Here is an 18,073-nt window from a genome sequence, read left to right on the forward strand (position 1 = left end):
TTTTGCTGCCTGCGGCATCCCACCGCCCGAACCTGCCTAAAATCGCATCATGGAGATTTAATTATTCATAATTGCGATAATAAAACTTGATTCATGTCATTTTTGTATTGATCATCACATTAGATGCAAAAAGAATATGAGTATGAATCACAAAGACCTCATCATCTTCCTGAAAGTCGCCGAGACCGGCTCTGTCACCCAGGCCGCCGAGGCTTTGGGACGGTCGCAGCCTTCCGTCACGCGCTGCCTGCAAGATCTCGAAGCCAGCATCGGTTTCGCGCTGTTCGAGCGTGTCGGGCGGCGCATTTCGCTGACCGCCGAAGGTGTTGCCTTTGAAGACGAGGCGCGGCGCCTGATGGTGATGATGCAGGACCTGCCCGCCCGCACACGCGCCCGCGCCAGTGGCCTGAAGCCGCCGCTGTCGATTTCGGCGACCTATGCTTTGGGGTCGGGGCTGGTGCCCTACGCCGTGGCGCGCTGGCCCGAGGCCGAGCGGCCCGCCGAGGTCAAGCTGCTGCAGACCACCCCGAATGGCGTGGCGCAGGATCTTCTGAGCGGCAATGCGCGGATCGGGCTGGCCTCGCTGCCGCTCGATGTGCCGGGGATCATCTGTCAGCGCCGCTACAGCGCGCCGCTGGTCGCCGCTTTGCCCGAGGCACGGGCGGCGGAATTTCCCGAAGGGCGGCCGGTGTCACTGGCCGATGTCGCGGGCGATACGCTGGTCACCATGCTGGACCAGACGCGGCTGCAGGGCCGCATCCAGCAGGCGCTGCAAAACGCGGGCCTGCATCCGGCGCAGGTGATCCGGGCGAATGCCTCGCTTTCGGCGCTGCAATTCACCCGCCTGCTCGGCGCCACCGCGATTGTCGAGCCGGTCACCGCCTATGGCGCCACCCCGCGCGGCGTGATCCTGCGCGCGCTGACCGAACAAATCCCCTTCTCCTTTGGCTTTTTCGCCGCCGAAGGCACCACCGCCTCACGCGAGGCCTCGACCTTCTTCGACTATTGCGAGGCCGCCTTGTTCGATCTGGTGCCCGATGTGCGCCGTCTGGACGCGCCCTCCCCCTCCCCGCAAGACAAAGAGTGACCGATATGAGCATCCCCACCGGCCTGCCCGCCCTCGAAGCCCGCCTTGCGAAAGATCTGAGCCTGCTGGAGCTGCCCGCCAAAGCCTGGGTGCCCGAGATGCGGCATGACGGACGCCGCGTCTGGGATGTGCTCTTTGTCGGCGCGGGCATGTGCGGGCTGGCGGGGGCGGCCAAGCTGATGCTGACCGGGGTCGATAATGTCGTGCTTTATGACGCGGCACCCATGGGGTTTGAGGGGCCTTGGGAAACCTTCGCGCGGATGCAGACGCTTCGCTCGCCCAAGACGCTGGCGGGGCCCTGCCTTGGCCTGCCCGCGCTGACCTTTCGCGCCTGGTATGAGGCACAATGGGGAGAGGCCGCCTTTGACGCGCTCGACAAGATCCCGAAGGGGATGTGGATGGACTATCTGCGCTGGTATCGCCGGGTTCTGGCGCTGCCGGTGGTCAATGACACGCAGGTGACCGAGATCCGCGATGCGGGAGATGATCGGATCGCGGTGACGCTGCGCGGGCCGCAGGGCACGCGGGTCGAACACTGCCGGCATCTGGTGCTGGCCACTGGCCGCTCGGGTCTGGGCGGCGGCACGGTGCCCGCCTTCCTGCAGGGGATCGACCGGCGTTTCTGGGCGCATAGCGCGGATGACATCGATTTTGACGGGCTGCGGGACAAGCGGGTGATCGTGATCGGCGCGGGCGCCTCGGCGATGGACAATGCCGCCACCGCGCTGGAGGCGGGTGCTGCGCAGGTCGATATGCTGATCCGGCGCAGGGAAATGCCGCGGATCAACAAGATGACCGGCATCAGCTCGCAGGGCGTGGTGCACGGGATGCGCGGGCTGCCCGATGCGTGGAAATACCGCTTCAATGACTATGTGAACAGCGAACAGGTGCCGCCGCCGCGCTCGTCCACCCTGCGGGTGAGCCGGTCCGAGAATGCCCGCATCTTTCTGGGCTGCCCGGTGCAGGATGTGCGCGCCGCAAGCGATCATGTCACCGTCGTCACGCCACTGGCCGAGTTTCAGGCCGATTTCATCATCGCCGCCACCGGCTTTCGCAATGATTTCACCGGCCGCGCCGAATTCGCCACCTTCGCGCCGCATATCCGCACCTGGAAAGACGGGATCTACACCCCCGAGATGGGCAAGCGCCTGCCCTTCCTGACCGATGCGCCCTATCTCGGCGAGGGGTTCGAGTTTCTGGAAAAGACCGATGGCGCCTGCCCGATGCTGGCGCGGATCCATTGTTTCAACGATGCCGCGATGCTGTCGCATGGCAAATTGTCGGGCGATATTCCGGCGATTTCCGCCGGGGCCGACCGGCTGACCCGCGCCATCGTGGCCAAACTCTTCGCCGCGGATGTGGAGACGCATTTCGCGCGGCTGCAGGCCTTCGACACCCCCGAATTGCAGGGCGACGAATGGGAAGATGCCACCCCGAGCCTCCGCATGACCAAGACTGCCTGAAAGGCGGCCCTCTTCACCTTCAACACAGGGACATGACCCGATGACTTCACGCATTCTGACCACCCTCGGCGCGCTCGGCTTGACCGCCGCCACCGCGCTCAGCGCCACCACCCTCAGCGCCACGGCGGCCGATTATCCCGACCACCCGCTGGATGTGATCGTGGCCTTCAACCCCGGCGGCGGCACCGATGTCGCGGCCCGCACCATCGAGCCCTATATCGAGAAATATCTCGGGCAGGATCTGGTGATCCTGAACAAGCCCGGCGCGGGCGGCGAGGTGGGCTTCTCGCTGTTGGCCAATGGCAAACCCGATGGCTACACGATGGGCTTCGTCAACCTGCCCGCGATGTTCAGCTATTCCTATGAACGCGAAACCGCCTATTCGCCCGCCAGCTTCACCGGCGTGGCCAACCTCGTCTATGATCCCGGCGTGCTGGTCGTGCGGGCCGACAGCGAGTTCAAGACGCTGAAGGATCTGGTGGACTACGGCATCGCCAACCCCGGCGCCATGCCCATCGGCACCTCCGGCTCGGTCGGCTCGTCGGAGCATATCGCCATTCTGGGCGTGCAGGCGGCAACGGGGGCCAGCTTCAACCATGTGCCCTTCGGCGCCACGGCACCGCTGCGCACAGCGCTTTTGGGCGGGCATATTCAGGTCGCGGCCTTCAACCTGTCGGAATCCGAAGAATATGTCAAAGACGGCACCATGCGCCTTTTGGGTGTGATGAGCGAAGAGCGCGCCGAAACCGCGCCCGACACGCCCACCTTCCGCGAACAGGGCGTTGAGGTCATCTCCGGCTCGTCGCGCGGGCTGGCGGTGCCGGCGGGGACGGATCCGGCGATTGTCGCGGTGCTGGCCGAGGCGGTGAAGAAAGCGGTGAACGATCCCGAATATCTGGCCAAGGCCAAAGCGGCGGGCGTGCCGGTGCGCTATATCGGCGGCGCGGAGTATGACGCCTTTCTGGCCGAGGTGAGCAAATCGCTGGATCTGGCCTGGGAAAAGACCCCCTGGACCAAGTGAGCGGCAGCGCCGGTCCCGGATCACGGCCCCGCGCCGTGGTCCCCCCCCTCTCGGACCGCACCCCCTCCGACCTCCCCCTCTCCTGACCGTCCCTCTCTGGTGACTGCCCTGTGCGATCACCGCTCTCTCCTTTGAAAGGATGTTCCCATGACCTATCGGAAGGCCGAAATTGGGGCCTCGGCAGGGCTGATCCTGCTCGCGATCTTCGGCTGGTTCCAGGTCGATCACCTGCCCGCCGATGCGCTGATGTTCCCCGGGGTGCTGCTGGCGGTGATTGCCGCCCTCTCGGTCTGGATGCTGCTGCGCGCCCTGCGGGGCACCGCGCCGCATCTGACCAATCAGGCGGCGGCGGAATGGCAGTTCGCCATCTCGCGCGAGCGGATGCTGGGCGGCTTCGCCCTGCTCGCGGGCTATCTGGTGATCGTGCCGTTCCTGGGCTTTTTCACCACCTCGCTGATTTTCGTGATGCTTGTCGCCTGGGTCGCGGGCTACCGGCATCTGCGCAATCTGGTGCTGACCTCGGTGGGCTTTTGCCTCTTTGTCTATCTGATCTTTGTCGCGCTGTTCGACCGGCCCCTGCCGAAAGAGCTGCTTCTGACGCTCTTCTCCTCCGCTTCATAAGGACGCGTTATGGACATCCTTTCTGCAATTTTTCACGCGCTGCCGGGCGTTCTGGCGTGGGAAAACCTTCTGGCCATGGTGGTGGGCACGCTGGCGGGCATGACCGTCGGGTCGCTGCCCGGGCTGACCGCAACGATGGCCATTGCCGTGCTGATCCCGCTCACCTTCTCGATGTCGCCGCTGGTGGCGCTGGGGATCATGGCGGGGATCTACAACGGCGCGATGTATGGCGGCGCGATCCCGGCGATTTTGCTCAACGTGCCGGGCACGCCGCCGTCGATTGTCACCACCTTTGACGGCTATCCGCTGGCGCAACAGGGCCGCGCGGCGCTGGCGCTCAAGGTGGCCTGCTGGTCCTCGGCCATCGGCGGCACGCTCAGCGCGCTGTCGCTGATGCTGCTGGCGCCGCCCCTCGTCAAGGTGACGCTGCTCTTTGGCCCTTCGGAGTATTTCTGGCTGGGCATTTTGGGCATGTCCTCCATCGCGATCCTGCTCGGCTCGGACCCGGTCAAAGGGCTGCTGGCGGCGGCCATCGGGCTCTTGCTCGGCACCATCGGCTCGGATGTGGTCACCGGCGAGCAGCGCTTTACCTTCGGGCGGCTGGAGCTGTTGGACGGGATCAACCTGCTGGTGATCCTGACCGGTCTTTACGCCCTGCCCCCGGCGATCCGCATGATCGAGAAACGCTACCGCGCCGATGACGACAAGATCGACATCACCCCGCATCCGGATGATGGCTTCCTCAAGAACTTCAAATACTTGCTGCCGACCTGGCTGCGCTCTTCGCTGATCGGGATCGGCGTGGGGATCTTGCCTGCAACCGGCGGCTCGATGGCGGCATTTCTAGCCTATAACGAGACGCGCCGGACCGCCACCGACACCAGCCTGTTCGGCAAGGGCGACATTCGCGGTGTCGCGGCGGCCGAGACCGGCAACAACGCCGACAATGCCGCCGCGATGATCCCCGCGCTGGTGCTGGGGGTGCCGGGCAGCGGCGTCTCGGCGGTCATTCTGGCCGGGCTTCTGGTGCATGGGTTGCAACCGGGACCGCAGCTCTTTCGCGACACGCCCGACATCGTCTATGGCTTCATGTGGCAGATGCTGATCACCTCGGTCATGCTGTTCGCGCTGGGGGGCAACATCGCCTCGCGCCTGTTCGCGCAGGTGATGCGGATGCCGCAGGCCGCGCTGGCACCGATGATCATGTGTCTGACTTTGGTGGGCATTTACGCGCTGTCGAACGATATGTTCAACGTCTGGATCATGTTTGGCATGGGCATCGTGGGCTATATCCTCAGCCGTCTGAACTTCCCGTTGGCCCCGATCGTGCTGGGGCTGGTGCTGGGCGGGATGATCGAGCAGAATCTGCGGCTGACCTTGCTGATCCACCAGGGCGATCTGACCGCGCTGGTGGCCTCGCCGCTGTCGATCCTGCTGTTCGCGCTTTGCGTGCTGATGTGCCTGATCCCGGTCCTGCGCCGGATGAAACGCGGGCAAACGGCCTGAAATGGACAGCGCCCGGGCGATCCCGGGCGCTGATCCCCCCGCGCCGGGCCGCTCAGGCGCCCCAGCCCATGTCCAACACGCGCCGGACCTCCGCCAGCGGCATCCCACGCAGCGCAAGCGGTGCCAGCAGGTCATTCTCCGCGCCGAAGTCACGCCCGCAGGCGACCGACAGCAGGGTGATGAACGCCGCATGCGCCGGAGCCTCTGCCCCCGCGACCGCCGCAAGATGGGCCAGCAGCACCAGACCATAGGGCACATCTTCGGTGAGATAGCGCGAGGACAGCGTCGCCGGACCGTTCAGCCCGCTGCGCGTCGCGCCAATCGCCTGTACCATCTCCTGCACGCTGCCCTTCGCCGCACCGAACGAGCGGTGCAGATGTTCGGCAAAGGTGACCGGTGCCGCGCCAAACAGGGCCGCGATCCGGCAGCGCTCGGCGTCCAGCTTTTCGATCAGCGCGCAGACCGAGGCGGTCATCTTGCCGTAGTTGGACCATTCCTCGCCCAGTTCGATCCGGGTCAGGTTGCACAAGGCATTGGGCACATGCGCTATCGGATTGGCATTGCCGAACACCACCTCGGTCATCGCGATCTGGCGCAGGTCTTTGCCGCTGAGCGCGCGGACCAGTGCCGCGGTTTGTGCCGCGCGGGCACCGGCATAGAGGGCAAAGCCATAGTCATTGCGGATCGACAGCACCCGCACCGATTGCGCCGAGGTCCGGCGGCCGGTCAGCATCGTGGTCGCCAGGGCCACCACCGGCACATCCGACAGCCCCTGCACGTGCAACTGCTGCGAGAGATAAAGCGCGCTCAGCGAATATTGCGCGCTGATCAGCACCGTCTGCCCGTCCTTCAGCACCGGCACCAGCGCATCAATCAGCGTCTTTTGCGCATCGCCCGGCACGCAGAGCAGGATCACCTCCGCCCCCGCAACCGCCGCGCCCAGCGCCGAATGCGCCGCCACCGGGCCGCGCCAGTCAAGCGCCCCCTGCGCGTCGATCTGCAAGGCGGGTTGATCCGCGGCGATGCTGCGCCCGTGCAGCCGGACGCTGTGGCCCTGAGAGGCGAAGAACGCCGCCATGCCGAGGCCAATGGATCCCGCGCCCAGAACGGCTATGGTGGTCATCTCGGGGCTCTCCTTTGGCATGAACTGGATCGGGGCGCGCGCGCCCGCAGGCCCCCGGACCAACTTTAGACAAACCGGGGCGGATCTTCACCACAGGCGGCAGAATTTTTTGCCAAAACTTCAAATTTATCCGGGTGTTGTGACCCATTTGCGCAGCTCTTTCATCCGCCCCGTCCCCGGTTCTGCGGGGCGGGGCAGAAGGCGGGACCACGCGGCCCGCCGGGGTCGGGGAACCAAGCCTTCGCGGCGGCGTTTTCCCGCAGAGACATAGGCTTGGGAGGTGCCCGATGACGCGCGATGACATCCGGGAACCCCGGGCGATGATCCGCCCTCTGCCGCGCGACGTTGGCGCATCAGCCCCCCGACGCAAGCGGCCCAGACGGCGCCCCGGCCCGTTTCCCGGACCGCAGGCCGGACAGCAACTGGCGCAACACCCCTGCCCCGGCGGCCTCCCTCAGCCCGCTACACCCCCTGACGCCTGTGGCGAAGTTCCGCCGCCGGACTGCAATTTTCATGTGAAACTGCTACCTTAAACACAACCTCAGAATGAAAGCCTTGCCATGACCAGCCCGCAGATCATGATTTTCGCCCTGCTCGCCGCCATGATGGGGCTGTTTCTGTGGGGCCGGTTCCGCCATGATGTGGTGGCACTGGCGGCGCTGCTGGCCTGTGTGATCGCCGGGCTGGTCCCGGCGGAGGAGGCCTTTGCCGGGTTCAGCCACCCGGCGGTGATCACCGTGGCCTGTGTGCTGGTGCTGAGCCAGGGGCTGCGCAGTACAGGCGCGGTGGATTGGCTGGCGCGCAGCATTCTGCCGCGCGATGCCGGACGGGTGACCACCTTGCTGGCGCTGATCGGTCTGGGGGCGGCGCTCTCGGGTTTCATGAACAATGTCGGTGCGATGGCGCTGTTGATGCCGATTGCGATGCAGCTCTCGGGCCGGATTGATCTGACGCCGGGACAGGTGCTGATGCCCCTGGCCTTCGGCACCATTCTGGGCGGCATGACCACGCTGGTGGGGACGCCGCCGAACCTCATCGTCTCGGGTTTTCGGGCGCAGGCCGGGCTGGGGCAATTCGCCATGTTCGACTTTTCCCCGGTGGGCGTCGCGGTGGCGGTGGCGGGTGCCCTTGCCATCGCCTTTGTCGGCTGGCGGCTGGTGCCCGCGCGCAAATCGGCGGCGGGCGACGGGTTTGACACCGGCACCTATCTGACCGAGGTGCGCGTGCCCGAGAAAAGCAAGGCGGTGGGCCTGACCCTGCGCGCCTTTGAAGCCGCAATCAAGGACAGCGGCGCGCAGATTGTCGGCCTTGTCCGCCACGAGGTCCGCATGACAGCCCCCTCTGTCGGGCGCCATATTCAGGCGGATGACATTCTGGTGCTGCAGGCCGATGTGGATGCTTTGGCCGAGGCCTTGTCGGTCTTTGACATCAAGCTGGAGGCGCAAAAGGCCGCCGCGAAAAGTGCCGAGGCCGCGAAGGCTGAGGCTGCAAAAGCCGAAGTGGCGAAGGCTGAGGCCGCAAAGGCTGAGACGGCGAAGGCTGAGGCCGCCAAAGCAGATGCCGCGACAACCAGGGCCGCGCAGAACAGCGCCGTGCAGGAGACCGCCCCAGCCAGCGGATCGGCGACGGCCGCTACCGATGCGGATGCGGATGCGGGTAGCAAGAGCTCCGACAACAGCGACGAGACCGACGACAGTGACGACAGTGACGACAGTGACGACAGTGACGACGATATCGTCTTGAGAGAGCTGGCCATTTTGCCCGGCTCAACCATCGTCGGCCGCTCGGCAAGTGATCTGCGGATGCGCACCCGCTACCGGCTCATTCTGCTCGCCGTCTCGCGCGACGGGCGGCCACCGCAGGCGCGGCTGCGCAATGTAAAGCTGAAATCGGGAGATCTCTTGCTGATGCAGGGGCCCGCGGATGTGATGGCCGAATTCATCAACGACACCGGCTGTGTGCCGCTGGGCGAGCGGGAATTGCGCATCCCGGACAAGAGGATGGCGCTGATTGCCGGGGGGATCATGCTGGCTGCCGTCGGGGTTGTGACCTTCGGGATCCTGCCCGCGGCGGTGGCTTTTGCGCTGGGGGTTTTGGCAACGATGCTGTTTCGCACCGTGCCGCTGCGGCAGATCTACACCTCGATCGACTGGCCGGTCATCGTGCTGCTGGCCGCGCTGATCCCGGTGGCGGGGGCAATGCAGACCACCGGGGCCGCCGATCTTCTGGCGCGGTTTCTGGTGGAGACCATCGCGCGCGACAATCCGATTGCAGCCTTGGGCGTGGTGCTGATCACCACCATGTTCCTGTCCGATGTGATGAACAATGCCGCCACGGCGGCGGTGCTCTGCCCCATCGCGCTGGGGATTGCCGCGACGCTGGATGTCAATCCGGACAGTTTCCTGATGGCGGTGGCGATTGGCGCCTCATGTGCCTTCCTCACGCCGATTGGCCATCAGAACAACACGCTGATCCTCGGGCCCGGGGGCTTCCGCTTTGGCGATTACTGGCGTCTGGGGCTGATGGTGGAGCTGATCGTGCTGGTCGTCAGCCTGCCGCTCCTGCTGATCGTCTGGCCGCTGTAACCCGCGGTCTTCGCTCAGAAATTCGGCGCAACCACCGAGAAATGCAGCCGCGAGCGGTCGGTCAGATAGAGCGAGGTGTAATATTCGATCTTCTCGCCGCGGTCATTTGAACCGACGGATTCAATGCCCAGCAGCGGGCTGCCCAGCGGCACCTGCAGCAGCTTGACCTCTTCGGGTCCGGCACTGGTCGCCTCGATCCAGCGTTCGGCGCGCACCAGCCGGATGCCGTATTGCCGCCCGATCGTGTCATAGAGCGAGCGGTTCTCCATCGGCATCTTGTCCAGACCGGGCACGAAATGCTCGGGCAGTGCACAGCGCACGATGAAACGCGGATGCCCGTCCACCGACAACAGCCGGTCGAGCACCACCACCGGCGTGTCGCTGGAAATGCCCAGGAGCTTGCACATCCGCACATTCGGCAAGGCGATCTCCTGCCGCAGGTTGCGGTGCGAGACGGTCTTGCTTTTGTCGGCCAGCTCGCCGGAAAAGCTGAGCGTGGTGCCGATGAAATCCTGCTCATCGCGGCGTCCCGCCACAAAGGCACCCTTGCCCTGCAGCTTGTAGATCATCCGCTCATTGACCAGCTGCGACAGCGCCTCGCGCACCACGGTGCGCGACACGCCAAAGCGCAGGCACAATTCGGCTTCGGACGGGAGTTGCGCATGTTCGCTCAACTCGCCTTTCAGGATCAGCTGGCTCAGCGCAGATTTGACCTGCGACCACAGCGGTGCGGATTTGCTCCGGTTTGTCGGAAGCAAAAGATCTGCAAATTCCGGTGTGTCCCTGGCCTCCAAGCCGGCTTCCTCCTGAATAATTGTCACCCGATAGTCATGCGATGCCGATCTTGCAAGAGTTTTAGCGTTGCGGCCGCCTCCCCGGCCTCGCGCGTGGCATCCCAGTGCAGCGCGGCCCCCACCAGGCTGGCCAGCGCCGCCAGCCCCTGCACTGTCACCGCCCCCTCAAAGGCCATCAGCGTGCGGCGGAGCACGACATCCTCAAGCCGGGTCACCCGCTCATCGCGGCACAGAAGCGTGATTTCGGCAGAGCTGTAGCCCGAAATGCCCGCCACCATCCCCGGTTCGGCAGCTTCGGCCAGCGCCACATCACGCGCGCGGCTGCCATAACGCGCAGCCAAAACCGCGCATCGCTCCGGCGACAGGCCGGTTTGCGCTGCAAGGTCCGCGCGATAGGCGGCGCGGTCGGCGGGCGCGAAGGGAAAACCCCGCGCGCCGCCGATCGGCAGATCCTCGGTGCTTTGCCGCCGCTTGGCCCCAAGATGCGCCAGCACCGCATCGGCAATCTGCTCGCCACAGACGCGGTAGGTGGTCCATTTGCCGCCGATCAGCGTGACCAGCGGAAACGGCCGCCCGGCCGTGGGCGGGAAATGCACCAGCTTGTGGTCGCGGCTGATCGCCCCCGTCGCCCCGGGTTTGGTCAGGGGCAAAGGCCGCACCCCGGCATAGGCAAAGACGATGTCGGCCCGCGTCAGTTGCACGCCCGGCAGGATCAGCGACAGCTCGTGGAAGAGATAGTCGATCTCGGCTTCGGTGCAGAATTTGTCATTGGCATCATCGCTGCGCAGATCGGTGGTGCCCAGCAACAGCCGGTCCTCGCCAATCGCATAGATCAGACAGGCGCGGTGATCGAGCGTCTCGAAATAGAGCATCTTGCCCGCCAGATCCCGCACCAGCGCCGCACTTTTGACCACCAGATGCGAGCCGCGCGTGCCGCCGATCATCCGCTCATGAAAGCCGAGGTTTTCCTGCACGCCGTCGGCCCAGGCCCCGGCGGCATTCACCACCACCGTCGGGCGGACCTCGAAACGCTCGCCCGTCAGCGTGTCGGTCAGGGTCACCGCGCCATCGCGCAGCGCCCCCGCCGCAAGATAGGGGATCGCCATTGCCGCGGGGCAATCGCGCTCGGCATCGGCGACCAGCTCCGCCACCAGACGCTCCGGATGGCTGATGCTGGCGTCGTAATATTCGGCCACCGCTCGCAGGTTCGGGGCCAGCACCGGCACCTGTTTGCGCGCCGCATCCGCCAGATACATCCGGTGATTGGGCATGGTCTGATGCGCCACGCCAAACCGGTCATAGAGCATCAGCCCCAGCTTGACCGGCACCCCGCCCTTGGCCCCCGGCGTGCGGGTCAGGTGCAAAAACCGCAGCACCGCCATGAAAGAGCCGCGAAACCAGCTCTCCAGCGGCACCCAGACCGGCAAAGGATGCACGACATGGCAGGCGTTCTTCAGCAAGAGGTTCCGCTCGGTCAGCGACTCGCGCACCAGGGCGGCCTCGCCGGTCTCCAGATAGCGCAGCCCGCCATGGATCAGCCGCGAGGGGGCCGAGCTGGTGCCGGAGGCGAAATCCGCCGCCTCGACCAGCAGCGCCGCCTGCCCCTGGGCGGCCAGATCGCGGTAGGTGCCCACCCCGTTGATGCCGCCGCCAATGATCAGCACCGGCGGAGATTCCCCCGCGCGCAGCCGCGCCAGCTGCTCGTCTCTCGTTTGCATGGCGGTTCCTCCCACCCCGTGCCGGCGCGTCTGCAGACAGGACAACGCCGCGTAACTGTTAATGACAAGTTATGCGAGGTTTGCGGCGGACAGAGAAGATGATTCTGATACTGGACGAAATAAATTCCGAATATTTCCGACAGATGCCAGAAAACGCTCATTAATTTAGATTTCTTGACAGATGCCGAATCTCGGTTAGGTTAACTTATAATAACAAGTTGGGTCGATCGGGAAGAGGAGCCGGGTCGACTCGATAGGGAGGATAGCATGAAAAACTGTGTGCTCGGCATTGATGCCGGGGGCACCATGACGAAGGCTGCGCTTTTCGATTATTCGGGAAGAGAGCTGGCCTGCGCACGGCGCAAGAATGTCATGGCGTTTCCGCATTCGGGCTGGACCGAACGTGATCCGGAGGGGATGTGGCAGGCCACAGCCGAGGCGATCCGCGAAGTCCTGACACTGGCGGATATTGAACCGCAAGACATCGCGGCGGTCAGCGTCGCGGGCTATGGCAGCGGCCTTTATATCGTGGATGACGCGGCAAATCCGGTGCGTCCCGGGATTGTCTCGACCGACAGCCGTGCCGCCGCGCTGATCGCGGAATGGACCGAAGCCGGGCTTGCGGCGCAGGTCGAGCCGATGATCCAGCAGCGTCTGTGGTCAGGTCAGTCGCTGGCGCTTCTGGGCTGGCTGCAACGCCACGAACCCGAGGTGATCCGGCCCGGCCATCATGTGCTGTTTTGCAAGGATTTTCTGCGCGCCAAGCTTTGCGGCGACTTTTCCACCGATCCCTCGGATGCCGGGATTGCCGGGCTGATCGATGTGACCCGCTCGGCCTATGCGGAGGAAGCGCTGCACCTTCTCGGGCTCGAGGCCTGGTTGCCGATGCTGCCGCCGATTGGCGCCGCCTGTGACATCGTGGGCGGGATCAGCGCCGAAGCCGCCCGGCTGACCGGCCTGGCGGAAGGCACCCCCGTCGTGCGCGGCGTGGTGGATGTGACCGCCGCCGCCCTGTCGTCGGGCCTGACCCGCCCGGAGGAAATGAGCGTTGTGGCGGGCACGTTCAGCATCAATTCCACCCTGCATGCAACGCCGCGCCAGTCGCTGGCCCCGTTCCTGCAAACGCCCTATCCGCTGGGCGGCTATCTCGCCACCGAAGGGGCGGCCACCTCGGCCAGCAATCTGGAATGGATGGTGAAAACCCTGCTGACGCATGGCGGCGCGCTGCCGCCGGAACAGGCGGTGGGCATCTATGATGTGATCAACACCGCCGTGTCGCGCAAACTCGGCCAGCCGCGCGAGGCCTTGTTCTTCCCCTTCCTCTTTGGCGGCCCGAACGGCGCCCCGGCGGGCCTTCTCGGGATGACGGCCGAATACAGCTTTGACGACATCATGCTCGCGGTGTTCGAGGGGATCGTCTTTGCGCATAAGGTTGATGTGGACCGGCTGCTCTCGGGCAATGATGCCGCCCGGCCGCAGGTGATCCGGCTGGCGGGCGGGGCCTCGCGCTCCGAACTGTGGTCCGAGATGTTTGCCGATATTCTGGGTCTGCCCGTCGAGGTGCCGGACGGCTCGGAACTGGGCGCGCTGGGGGTGGCCATCTGCGCCGCCACCGCCGTTGGCGCGCATCCCTCGCTGAAGGATGCGGTGACGGCGATGACCCGCATTGGCCGCCGCCACAAGGGCGACGCGCTGCGCGCCAAGCCCTATCTGGCGAAATATCCCCGCTATCTGGGCCTCAGCGAAGCGCTCGCTGCGGCATGGTCTCCCCCCGCAACGTCAGGCCTGCAGCATGTTTGAACTTCAGGGTATCTCGCGCGTGGTCAAGGGCCAGACCTGGATCCATCCCACCACGCTCACCCTCGAACGCGGCACGATGAACGTGCTGCTGGGGGCAACACTCTCGGGAAAAACCTCGCTGATGCGGCTGATGGCGGGGCTGGATCAGCCCAGCACCGGCCGTCTGATCTGGGATGGTCAGGACGTCACCGGCATGCCCGTGCAAAAGCGGCGGGTGGCGATGGTCTATCAGCAATTCATCAATTACCCCTCGATGACGGTCTATGACAACATCGCCTCACCGTTGAAACTGATGGGAAAATCCGCCGCCGAGATTGACCGTGCGGTGCGCGACACCTCCGAGATGCTGAAACTCACCCCGCTTCTGGACCGCAAGCCGCTGGAACTCTCGGGCGGGCAGCAACAGCGCTGCGCGCTGGCGCGGGCCTTGGTGAAAGAAGCCGGTCTCGTGCTCTTTGACGAGCCGCTGGCCAACCTTGATTACAAGCTGCGCGAGGAACTCCGCAGCGAGATCCCCAAGATCTTTGAGGCCTCGGGCGCGATCTTTGTCTATGCGACGACCGAGCCGGAAGAGGCGCTGTTGCTTGGCGGCAATACCGCGACGCTGTCGCAGGGCCGCGTCACCCAGTTCGGCCCGACGCCGCAGGTCTATCGCCGCCCGGTGGACACCACCACGGCACGGGTTTTCTCGGACCCGCCGATGAACTTCATCCGCTGCGACAAGCGCGACGGGCGGCTGACGCTGGGCGACGGGGCCACGACCCCCGCCGAGGGCGGTTTCGCCGCTCTGCCCGATGGAAGCTACACCGCCGGTTTTCGCGGCAACCATCTGACATTGCACCGCGAAAGCGGCACCGGCATCGAATTTCCCTGCGCGGTGGCGGTGACCGAGATCACCGGATCGGAGAGCTTTTTGCATCTGGATCACGGGACGGACCGCTGGGTCGGTCTGGTGGAAGGGGTGCATGATCTGGATGCGGGCACCGCGGTTTCGGTCTGGCTGGACCCGTCGCACATCTATCTATTCGGGCCGGATGGTGCGCTGGTGGCCCCTGCCGCCTACGCCCTGGCCAGTCAGGGGAATTGACATGGCACAGATCACCCTTTCCAACCTTGCCCACAGCTACATCAGCCACCCGAGCAAGGACTCGCATTTCGCGCTGAAAGAGATGAACCATGTCTGGCAGGATGGCGGCGCCTATGCGCTGCTGGGTGCCTCGGGATGCGGCAAGACCACGCTGTTGAACGTGATTTCCGGCCTGATCCGCCCCAGCCAGGGCCGCGTGCTCTTTGGCGATCAGGATGTGACCCATGCGCCCACCGCCGCGCGCAACATCGCGCAGGTTTTCCAGTTTCCCGTGGTCTATGACACGATGACCGTGCGCGAAAATCTGGCCTTTCCGCTGCGCAACCGCGGGATGGACGCGGCCTATATCGCCGCCCGGGTCGAGCAGATCGCGCAGATGATCGGCATGGAGGCAACGCTGAACCGCAAGGCGCGCGGCCTGACCGCCGATGCCAAGCAAAAGATCAGCCTGGGCCGCGGCATGGTGCGCGAGGATGTCAATGCGATCCTCTTCGATGAGCCGCTGACGGTGATCGACCCGCATATGAAATGGGAGCTGCGGACCCAGCTGAAACAGCTGCACCGGCAGTTCGGCCATACGATGATCTATGTGACCCATGACCAGACCGAGGCGCTGACCTTTGCCGACAAGGTGGTGGTGATGCACGAGGGGCGCGTGGTGCAGATGGGCACGCCGCAAGAGCTGTTCGAGACGCCCGAGCATACCTTCGTCGGCTATTTCATCGGCTCGCCGGGGATGAACCTGATGGAGGCCGAGGTCGAGGGCAATGTGGCGCATGTGGCGGGCACGCGGATCGCGCTGGCCGGTACCTATGCGCCGATGCAGGGCCGGGTGCAGATCGGGATCCGTCCGGAATTCGTCACCCTGACCGACGGCCGCACGGGCGGGGTGCCGGTGCAGATCCGGCGGATCGAAGATGTCGGCCGCCACCGCATTCTGCGCGCCGATTTTGCCGGGGGCGAGATCAGCGCGATCCTGCCCGAAGAGGCCGAGCTCGCGGCCGGGATGACGCATCTGCATTTCGCCCCCGCCCAGATCAGCGTTTTTGAGAACGATTGGCGCCAGAACCCGCTGGGTTCATTCATCGGAAAGGCCGCGTGATGGAAAAGACAGTCAACCAAAAAGCATGGTTTCTGGTGCTGCCGGTGTTCCTGCTTGTCGCTTTCTCGGCGGTGATCCCGCTGATGACGGTGGTGAATTACTCGGTTCAGGACACATTCGGGAACAACGCTTTCTTCTGGGCGGGCCTTGAGTGGTTCGAGGACATGCTGAAGTCTGACCGGCTTTGGGGCGCGCTGGGGCGGCAGATCATCTTTTCGGCCACCATCCTCGCCATCGAGGTGCCGCTGGGCATCATCGTGGCGCTGAACATGCCGAAAAAGGGCGGCTGGTCCAGCTTTTGTCTGGTGATGATCGCCCTGCCCCTGCTGATCCCGTGGAACGTGGTGGGCACGATCTGGCAGCTGTTCACCCGCGTCGACATCGGCCTCCTGGGCGCCACGCTGCTGGCGCTGGGGATCGAGATCAACCCCGGGCGCGACCCGATTGCCGCCTGGGTGCTGGTGGTGGTGATGGATGTCTGGCACTGGACCTCGCTCGTGGCCCTGTTGTGCTACGCCGGGCTGCAATCGATCCCGCAGGCCTATTATCAGGCGGCGCGCATCGATCAGGCCAGCCGCTGGAGCGTGTTCCGCTATATCGAGCTGCCCAAGATGGGGGGCGTGCTGCTGATCGCCGTGCTGCTGCGCTTCATGGACAGTTTCATGATCTACACCGAGCCCTTCGTGCTCACCGGCGGCGGCCCCGGCAATGCCACCACCTTCCTGTCGATCGATCTGGTGAAAATGGCGATCGGGCAGTTTGACCTCGGGCCCGCCGCCGCCTTCTCGATCATGTATTTCCTGGTGATCTTGCTGGTGTGCTGGGTGTTCTACACCGTGATGACCACGCTCGACAAACAAGAGGAGCGCTGAGATGGCCACCCCTACCCCACACCGCGCCGCAAAAGACTGGGGCAAACCGGTGTCGATCCTGATCATGACGCTGTTCCTGATCTTTCTCTTCGTGCCGATCTACTGGCTGATCAACATGAGCCTGAAGTCGAACACCGAGATCCTGACCAGCATCGCGCTTTGGCCCAAGGATCTGACCTTCGTGAACTTTGAAAAGATCTTCAGCGACTCCACCTGGTACATGGGCTATGTCAATTCGCTGATCTATGTGGTGATGAACACCGTCATCTCGATCACCGTGGCGCTGCCCGCTGCCTATGCCTTCTCGCGCTACAGCTTTGTCGGCGACAAGCATCTGTTCTTCTGGCTCTTGACCAACCGCATGGCGCCGCCCGCCGTTTTCGCGCTGCCCTTCTTCCAGCTCTATTCGTCGATCGGCCTCTTTGACACCCATATCGCCGTGGCGCTGGCGCATTGCCTCTTCAACATCCCGCTGGCGGTCTGGATCCTTGAGGGTTTCATGCGCGGTGTCCCGCGCGAGATCGACGAGACCGCCTATATCGACGGCTATTCCTTTGGCGGCTTCTTCGTGAAGATCTTCGTGCCGCTGATTGCCTCCGGCATCGGGGTCGCCGCCTTCTTCTGCTTCATGTTCTCCTGGGTCGACCTGCTGCTGTCGCGCACGCTGACCTCGGTCAATGTGAAAACCATCGGGGTGGCGATGACGCGCACCTCCTCGGCCACCGGCTTTGACTATGGGCTGCTGGCGGCGGCGGGTGTGCTGACCATCATCCCCGGCGCGCTGGTGATCTACTTTGTCCGCAACTACATCGCCAAGGGCTTTGCCCTGGGGAGGGTGTGATGACCACGACGCGCTGGCCCCTGATCTACACCGCCACCGGCACCTTGATGCTTGCGGCACTGGCCGCCCTCCTGTGGGCGACGCCGCGCACCGAGGATGGGTTTGACTGGTTCGAGCCGATGATCAAAGGCGGCTGGATGGCCTGGACCTTTCCGGTCGCCCTGTTCTTCTACCTCATTGCCTGCCTGCTGGTGACCTTCACCATTCTGGCAATCCGCTTTCCCGAGACACCGCGCATCGGGGTGCTGCACATCGAAACCACGCGCGGTGACCGGCTTTTCATTTCCCTTCTGGGCTCGGCCTTCATCTGTCTGGCCTGGCTCGCGTTGATCGGAGCTCCCGTCTGGGGCGCTCTGGTTGTCTGCCTGATCTTTGCCACAGCGGTGTTCCGCTGGGTCTGACGCCGGGAGGACGTCATGGCCAACCACGGCCAGGATCATGCCAAAAACAGCT

General features: G+C 64.6%; 15 protein-coding genes. 12 read left to right on the forward strand and 3 right to left on the reverse strand.

The genetic code is table 11. The features are described 5' to 3' along the window. Positions 1-142 precede the first annotated feature (142 nt). The 5 genes from ACEN2S_RS10660 to ACEN2S_RS10680 all read left to right on the forward strand — a co-directional run bounded on the left by ACEN2S_RS10660 (position 143) and on the right by ACEN2S_RS10680 (position 5,698). Complete coding sequence (locus ACEN2S_RS10660; RefSeq protein ID WP_441866000.1) at positions 143-1,087, forward strand: LysR family transcriptional regulator; 945 nt, start codon at positions 143-145, stop codon at positions 1,085-1,087. Between the two features lie 5 nt (positions 1,088-1,092). Then, on the forward strand, positions 1,093-2,550 hold the full coding sequence (locus ACEN2S_RS10665; RefSeq protein ID WP_441866002.1) for an NAD(P)-binding domain-containing protein: 1,458 nt from the start codon (positions 1,093-1,095) through the stop codon (positions 2,548-2,550). Positions 2,551-2,590: 40 nt separating this feature from the next. Next, positions 2,591-3,571, forward strand: a complete 981-nt coding sequence (locus tag ACEN2S_RS10670) for a tripartite tricarboxylate transporter substrate binding protein (protein ID WP_441866004.1) — start codon at positions 2,591-2,593, stop codon at positions 3,569-3,571. A gap of 147 nt (positions 3,572-3,718) precedes the next feature. Further along, the gene (locus tag ACEN2S_RS10675; RefSeq protein WP_441866006.1) at positions 3,719-4,192 is read left to right on the forward strand and encodes a tripartite tricarboxylate transporter TctB family protein; all 474 of its coding nucleotides are present in this window, start codon (positions 3,719-3,721) and stop codon (positions 4,190-4,192) included. 9 nt (positions 4,193-4,201) lie between these two features. After that, positions 4,202-5,698, forward strand: coding sequence for a tripartite tricarboxylate transporter permease (locus tag ACEN2S_RS10680; RefSeq protein ID WP_441866008.1), 1,497 nt, complete (start codon positions 4,202-4,204; stop codon positions 5,696-5,698). Between the two features lie 52 nt (positions 5,699-5,750). On the opposite strand, the gene ACEN2S_RS10685 is transcribed toward ACEN2S_RS10680, so the two are convergent. Continuing rightward, on the reverse strand, positions 5,751-6,821 hold the full coding sequence (locus tag ACEN2S_RS10685; RefSeq protein ID WP_441866010.1) for an NAD/NADP octopine/nopaline dehydrogenase family protein: 1,071 nt from the start codon (positions 6,819-6,821) through the stop codon (positions 5,751-5,753). A gap of 560 nt (positions 6,822-7,381) precedes the next feature. On the opposite strand from ACEN2S_RS10685, the gene ACEN2S_RS10690 reads away from it, so the two are divergent. Beyond that, positions 7,382-9,406: an SLC13 family permease gene (locus tag ACEN2S_RS10690; protein ID WP_441866011.1), complete on the forward strand. Its 2,025-nt coding sequence runs from the start codon at positions 7,382-7,384 to the stop codon at positions 9,404-9,406. Between the two features lie 14 nt (positions 9,407-9,420). Here the strand turns inward: ACEN2S_RS10690 and ACEN2S_RS10695 are convergent, their stop codons facing one another. Both ACEN2S_RS10695 and ACEN2S_RS10700 read right to left on the reverse strand, forming a co-directional pair. Further along, entirely contained in the window at positions 9,421-10,200 is a 780-nt protein-coding gene (locus ACEN2S_RS10695; RefSeq protein WP_441866013.1) for a GntR family transcriptional regulator, read from the reverse strand. A gap of 23 nt (positions 10,201-10,223) precedes the next feature. Beyond that, positions 10,224-11,918 (reverse strand): glycerol-3-phosphate dehydrogenase/oxidase, encoded by a 1,695-nt coding sequence (locus tag ACEN2S_RS10700; RefSeq protein WP_441866015.1) that lies wholly within the window; start codon positions 11,916-11,918, stop codon positions 10,224-10,226. Positions 11,919-12,185: 267 nt separating this feature from the next. On the opposite strand from ACEN2S_RS10700, the gene ACEN2S_RS10705 reads away from it, so the two are divergent. The 6 genes from ACEN2S_RS10705 (at position 12,186) to ACEN2S_RS10730 (ending at position 18,021) form a co-directional block, all read left to right on the forward strand. After that, positions 12,186-13,718 carry an FGGY-family carbohydrate kinase gene (locus ACEN2S_RS10705; protein WP_441866017.1) on the forward strand — a complete coding sequence of 511 codons (1,533 nt, stop codon included), beginning with the start codon at positions 12,186-12,188 and terminating at the stop codon, positions 13,716-13,718. Then, complete coding sequence (locus ACEN2S_RS10710) at positions 13,711-14,805, forward strand: ABC transporter ATP-binding protein (RefSeq protein WP_441866019.1); 1,095 nt, start codon at positions 13,711-13,713, stop codon at positions 14,803-14,805. Before ACEN2S_RS10705 ends, ACEN2S_RS10710 begins: the two co-directional genes overlap by 8 nt. Position 14,806: 1 nt before the next feature. Further along, on the forward strand, positions 14,807-15,907 hold the full coding sequence (locus ACEN2S_RS10715) for an ABC transporter ATP-binding protein (protein ID WP_441866021.1): 1,101 nt from the start codon (positions 14,807-14,809) through the stop codon (positions 15,905-15,907). Then, positions 15,907-16,779, forward strand: coding sequence for a carbohydrate ABC transporter permease (locus ACEN2S_RS10720; RefSeq protein ID WP_441866023.1), 873 nt, complete (start codon positions 15,907-15,909; stop codon positions 16,777-16,779). Before ACEN2S_RS10715 ends, ACEN2S_RS10720 begins: the two co-directional genes overlap by 1 nt. 1 nt (position 16,780) lies before the next feature. Then, positions 16,781-17,620: a carbohydrate ABC transporter permease gene (locus ACEN2S_RS10725; RefSeq protein WP_441866025.1), complete on the forward strand. Its 840-nt coding sequence runs from the start codon at positions 16,781-16,783 to the stop codon at positions 17,618-17,620. A 119-nt stretch (positions 17,621-17,739) separates the two neighbouring features. Continuing rightward, a complete protein-coding gene (locus ACEN2S_RS10730) occupies positions 17,740-18,021 on the forward strand; it encodes a DUF2160 domain-containing protein (RefSeq protein ID WP_441866155.1) in 282 nt (93 codons plus the stop codon). Positions 18,022-18,073: the final 52 nt, after the last annotated feature.

The organism is Phaeovulum sp. W22_SRMD_FR3, assembly GCF_052113705.1.
Lineage (GTDB): Bacteria > Pseudomonadota > Alphaproteobacteria > Rhodobacterales > Rhodobacteraceae > JBGQOG01.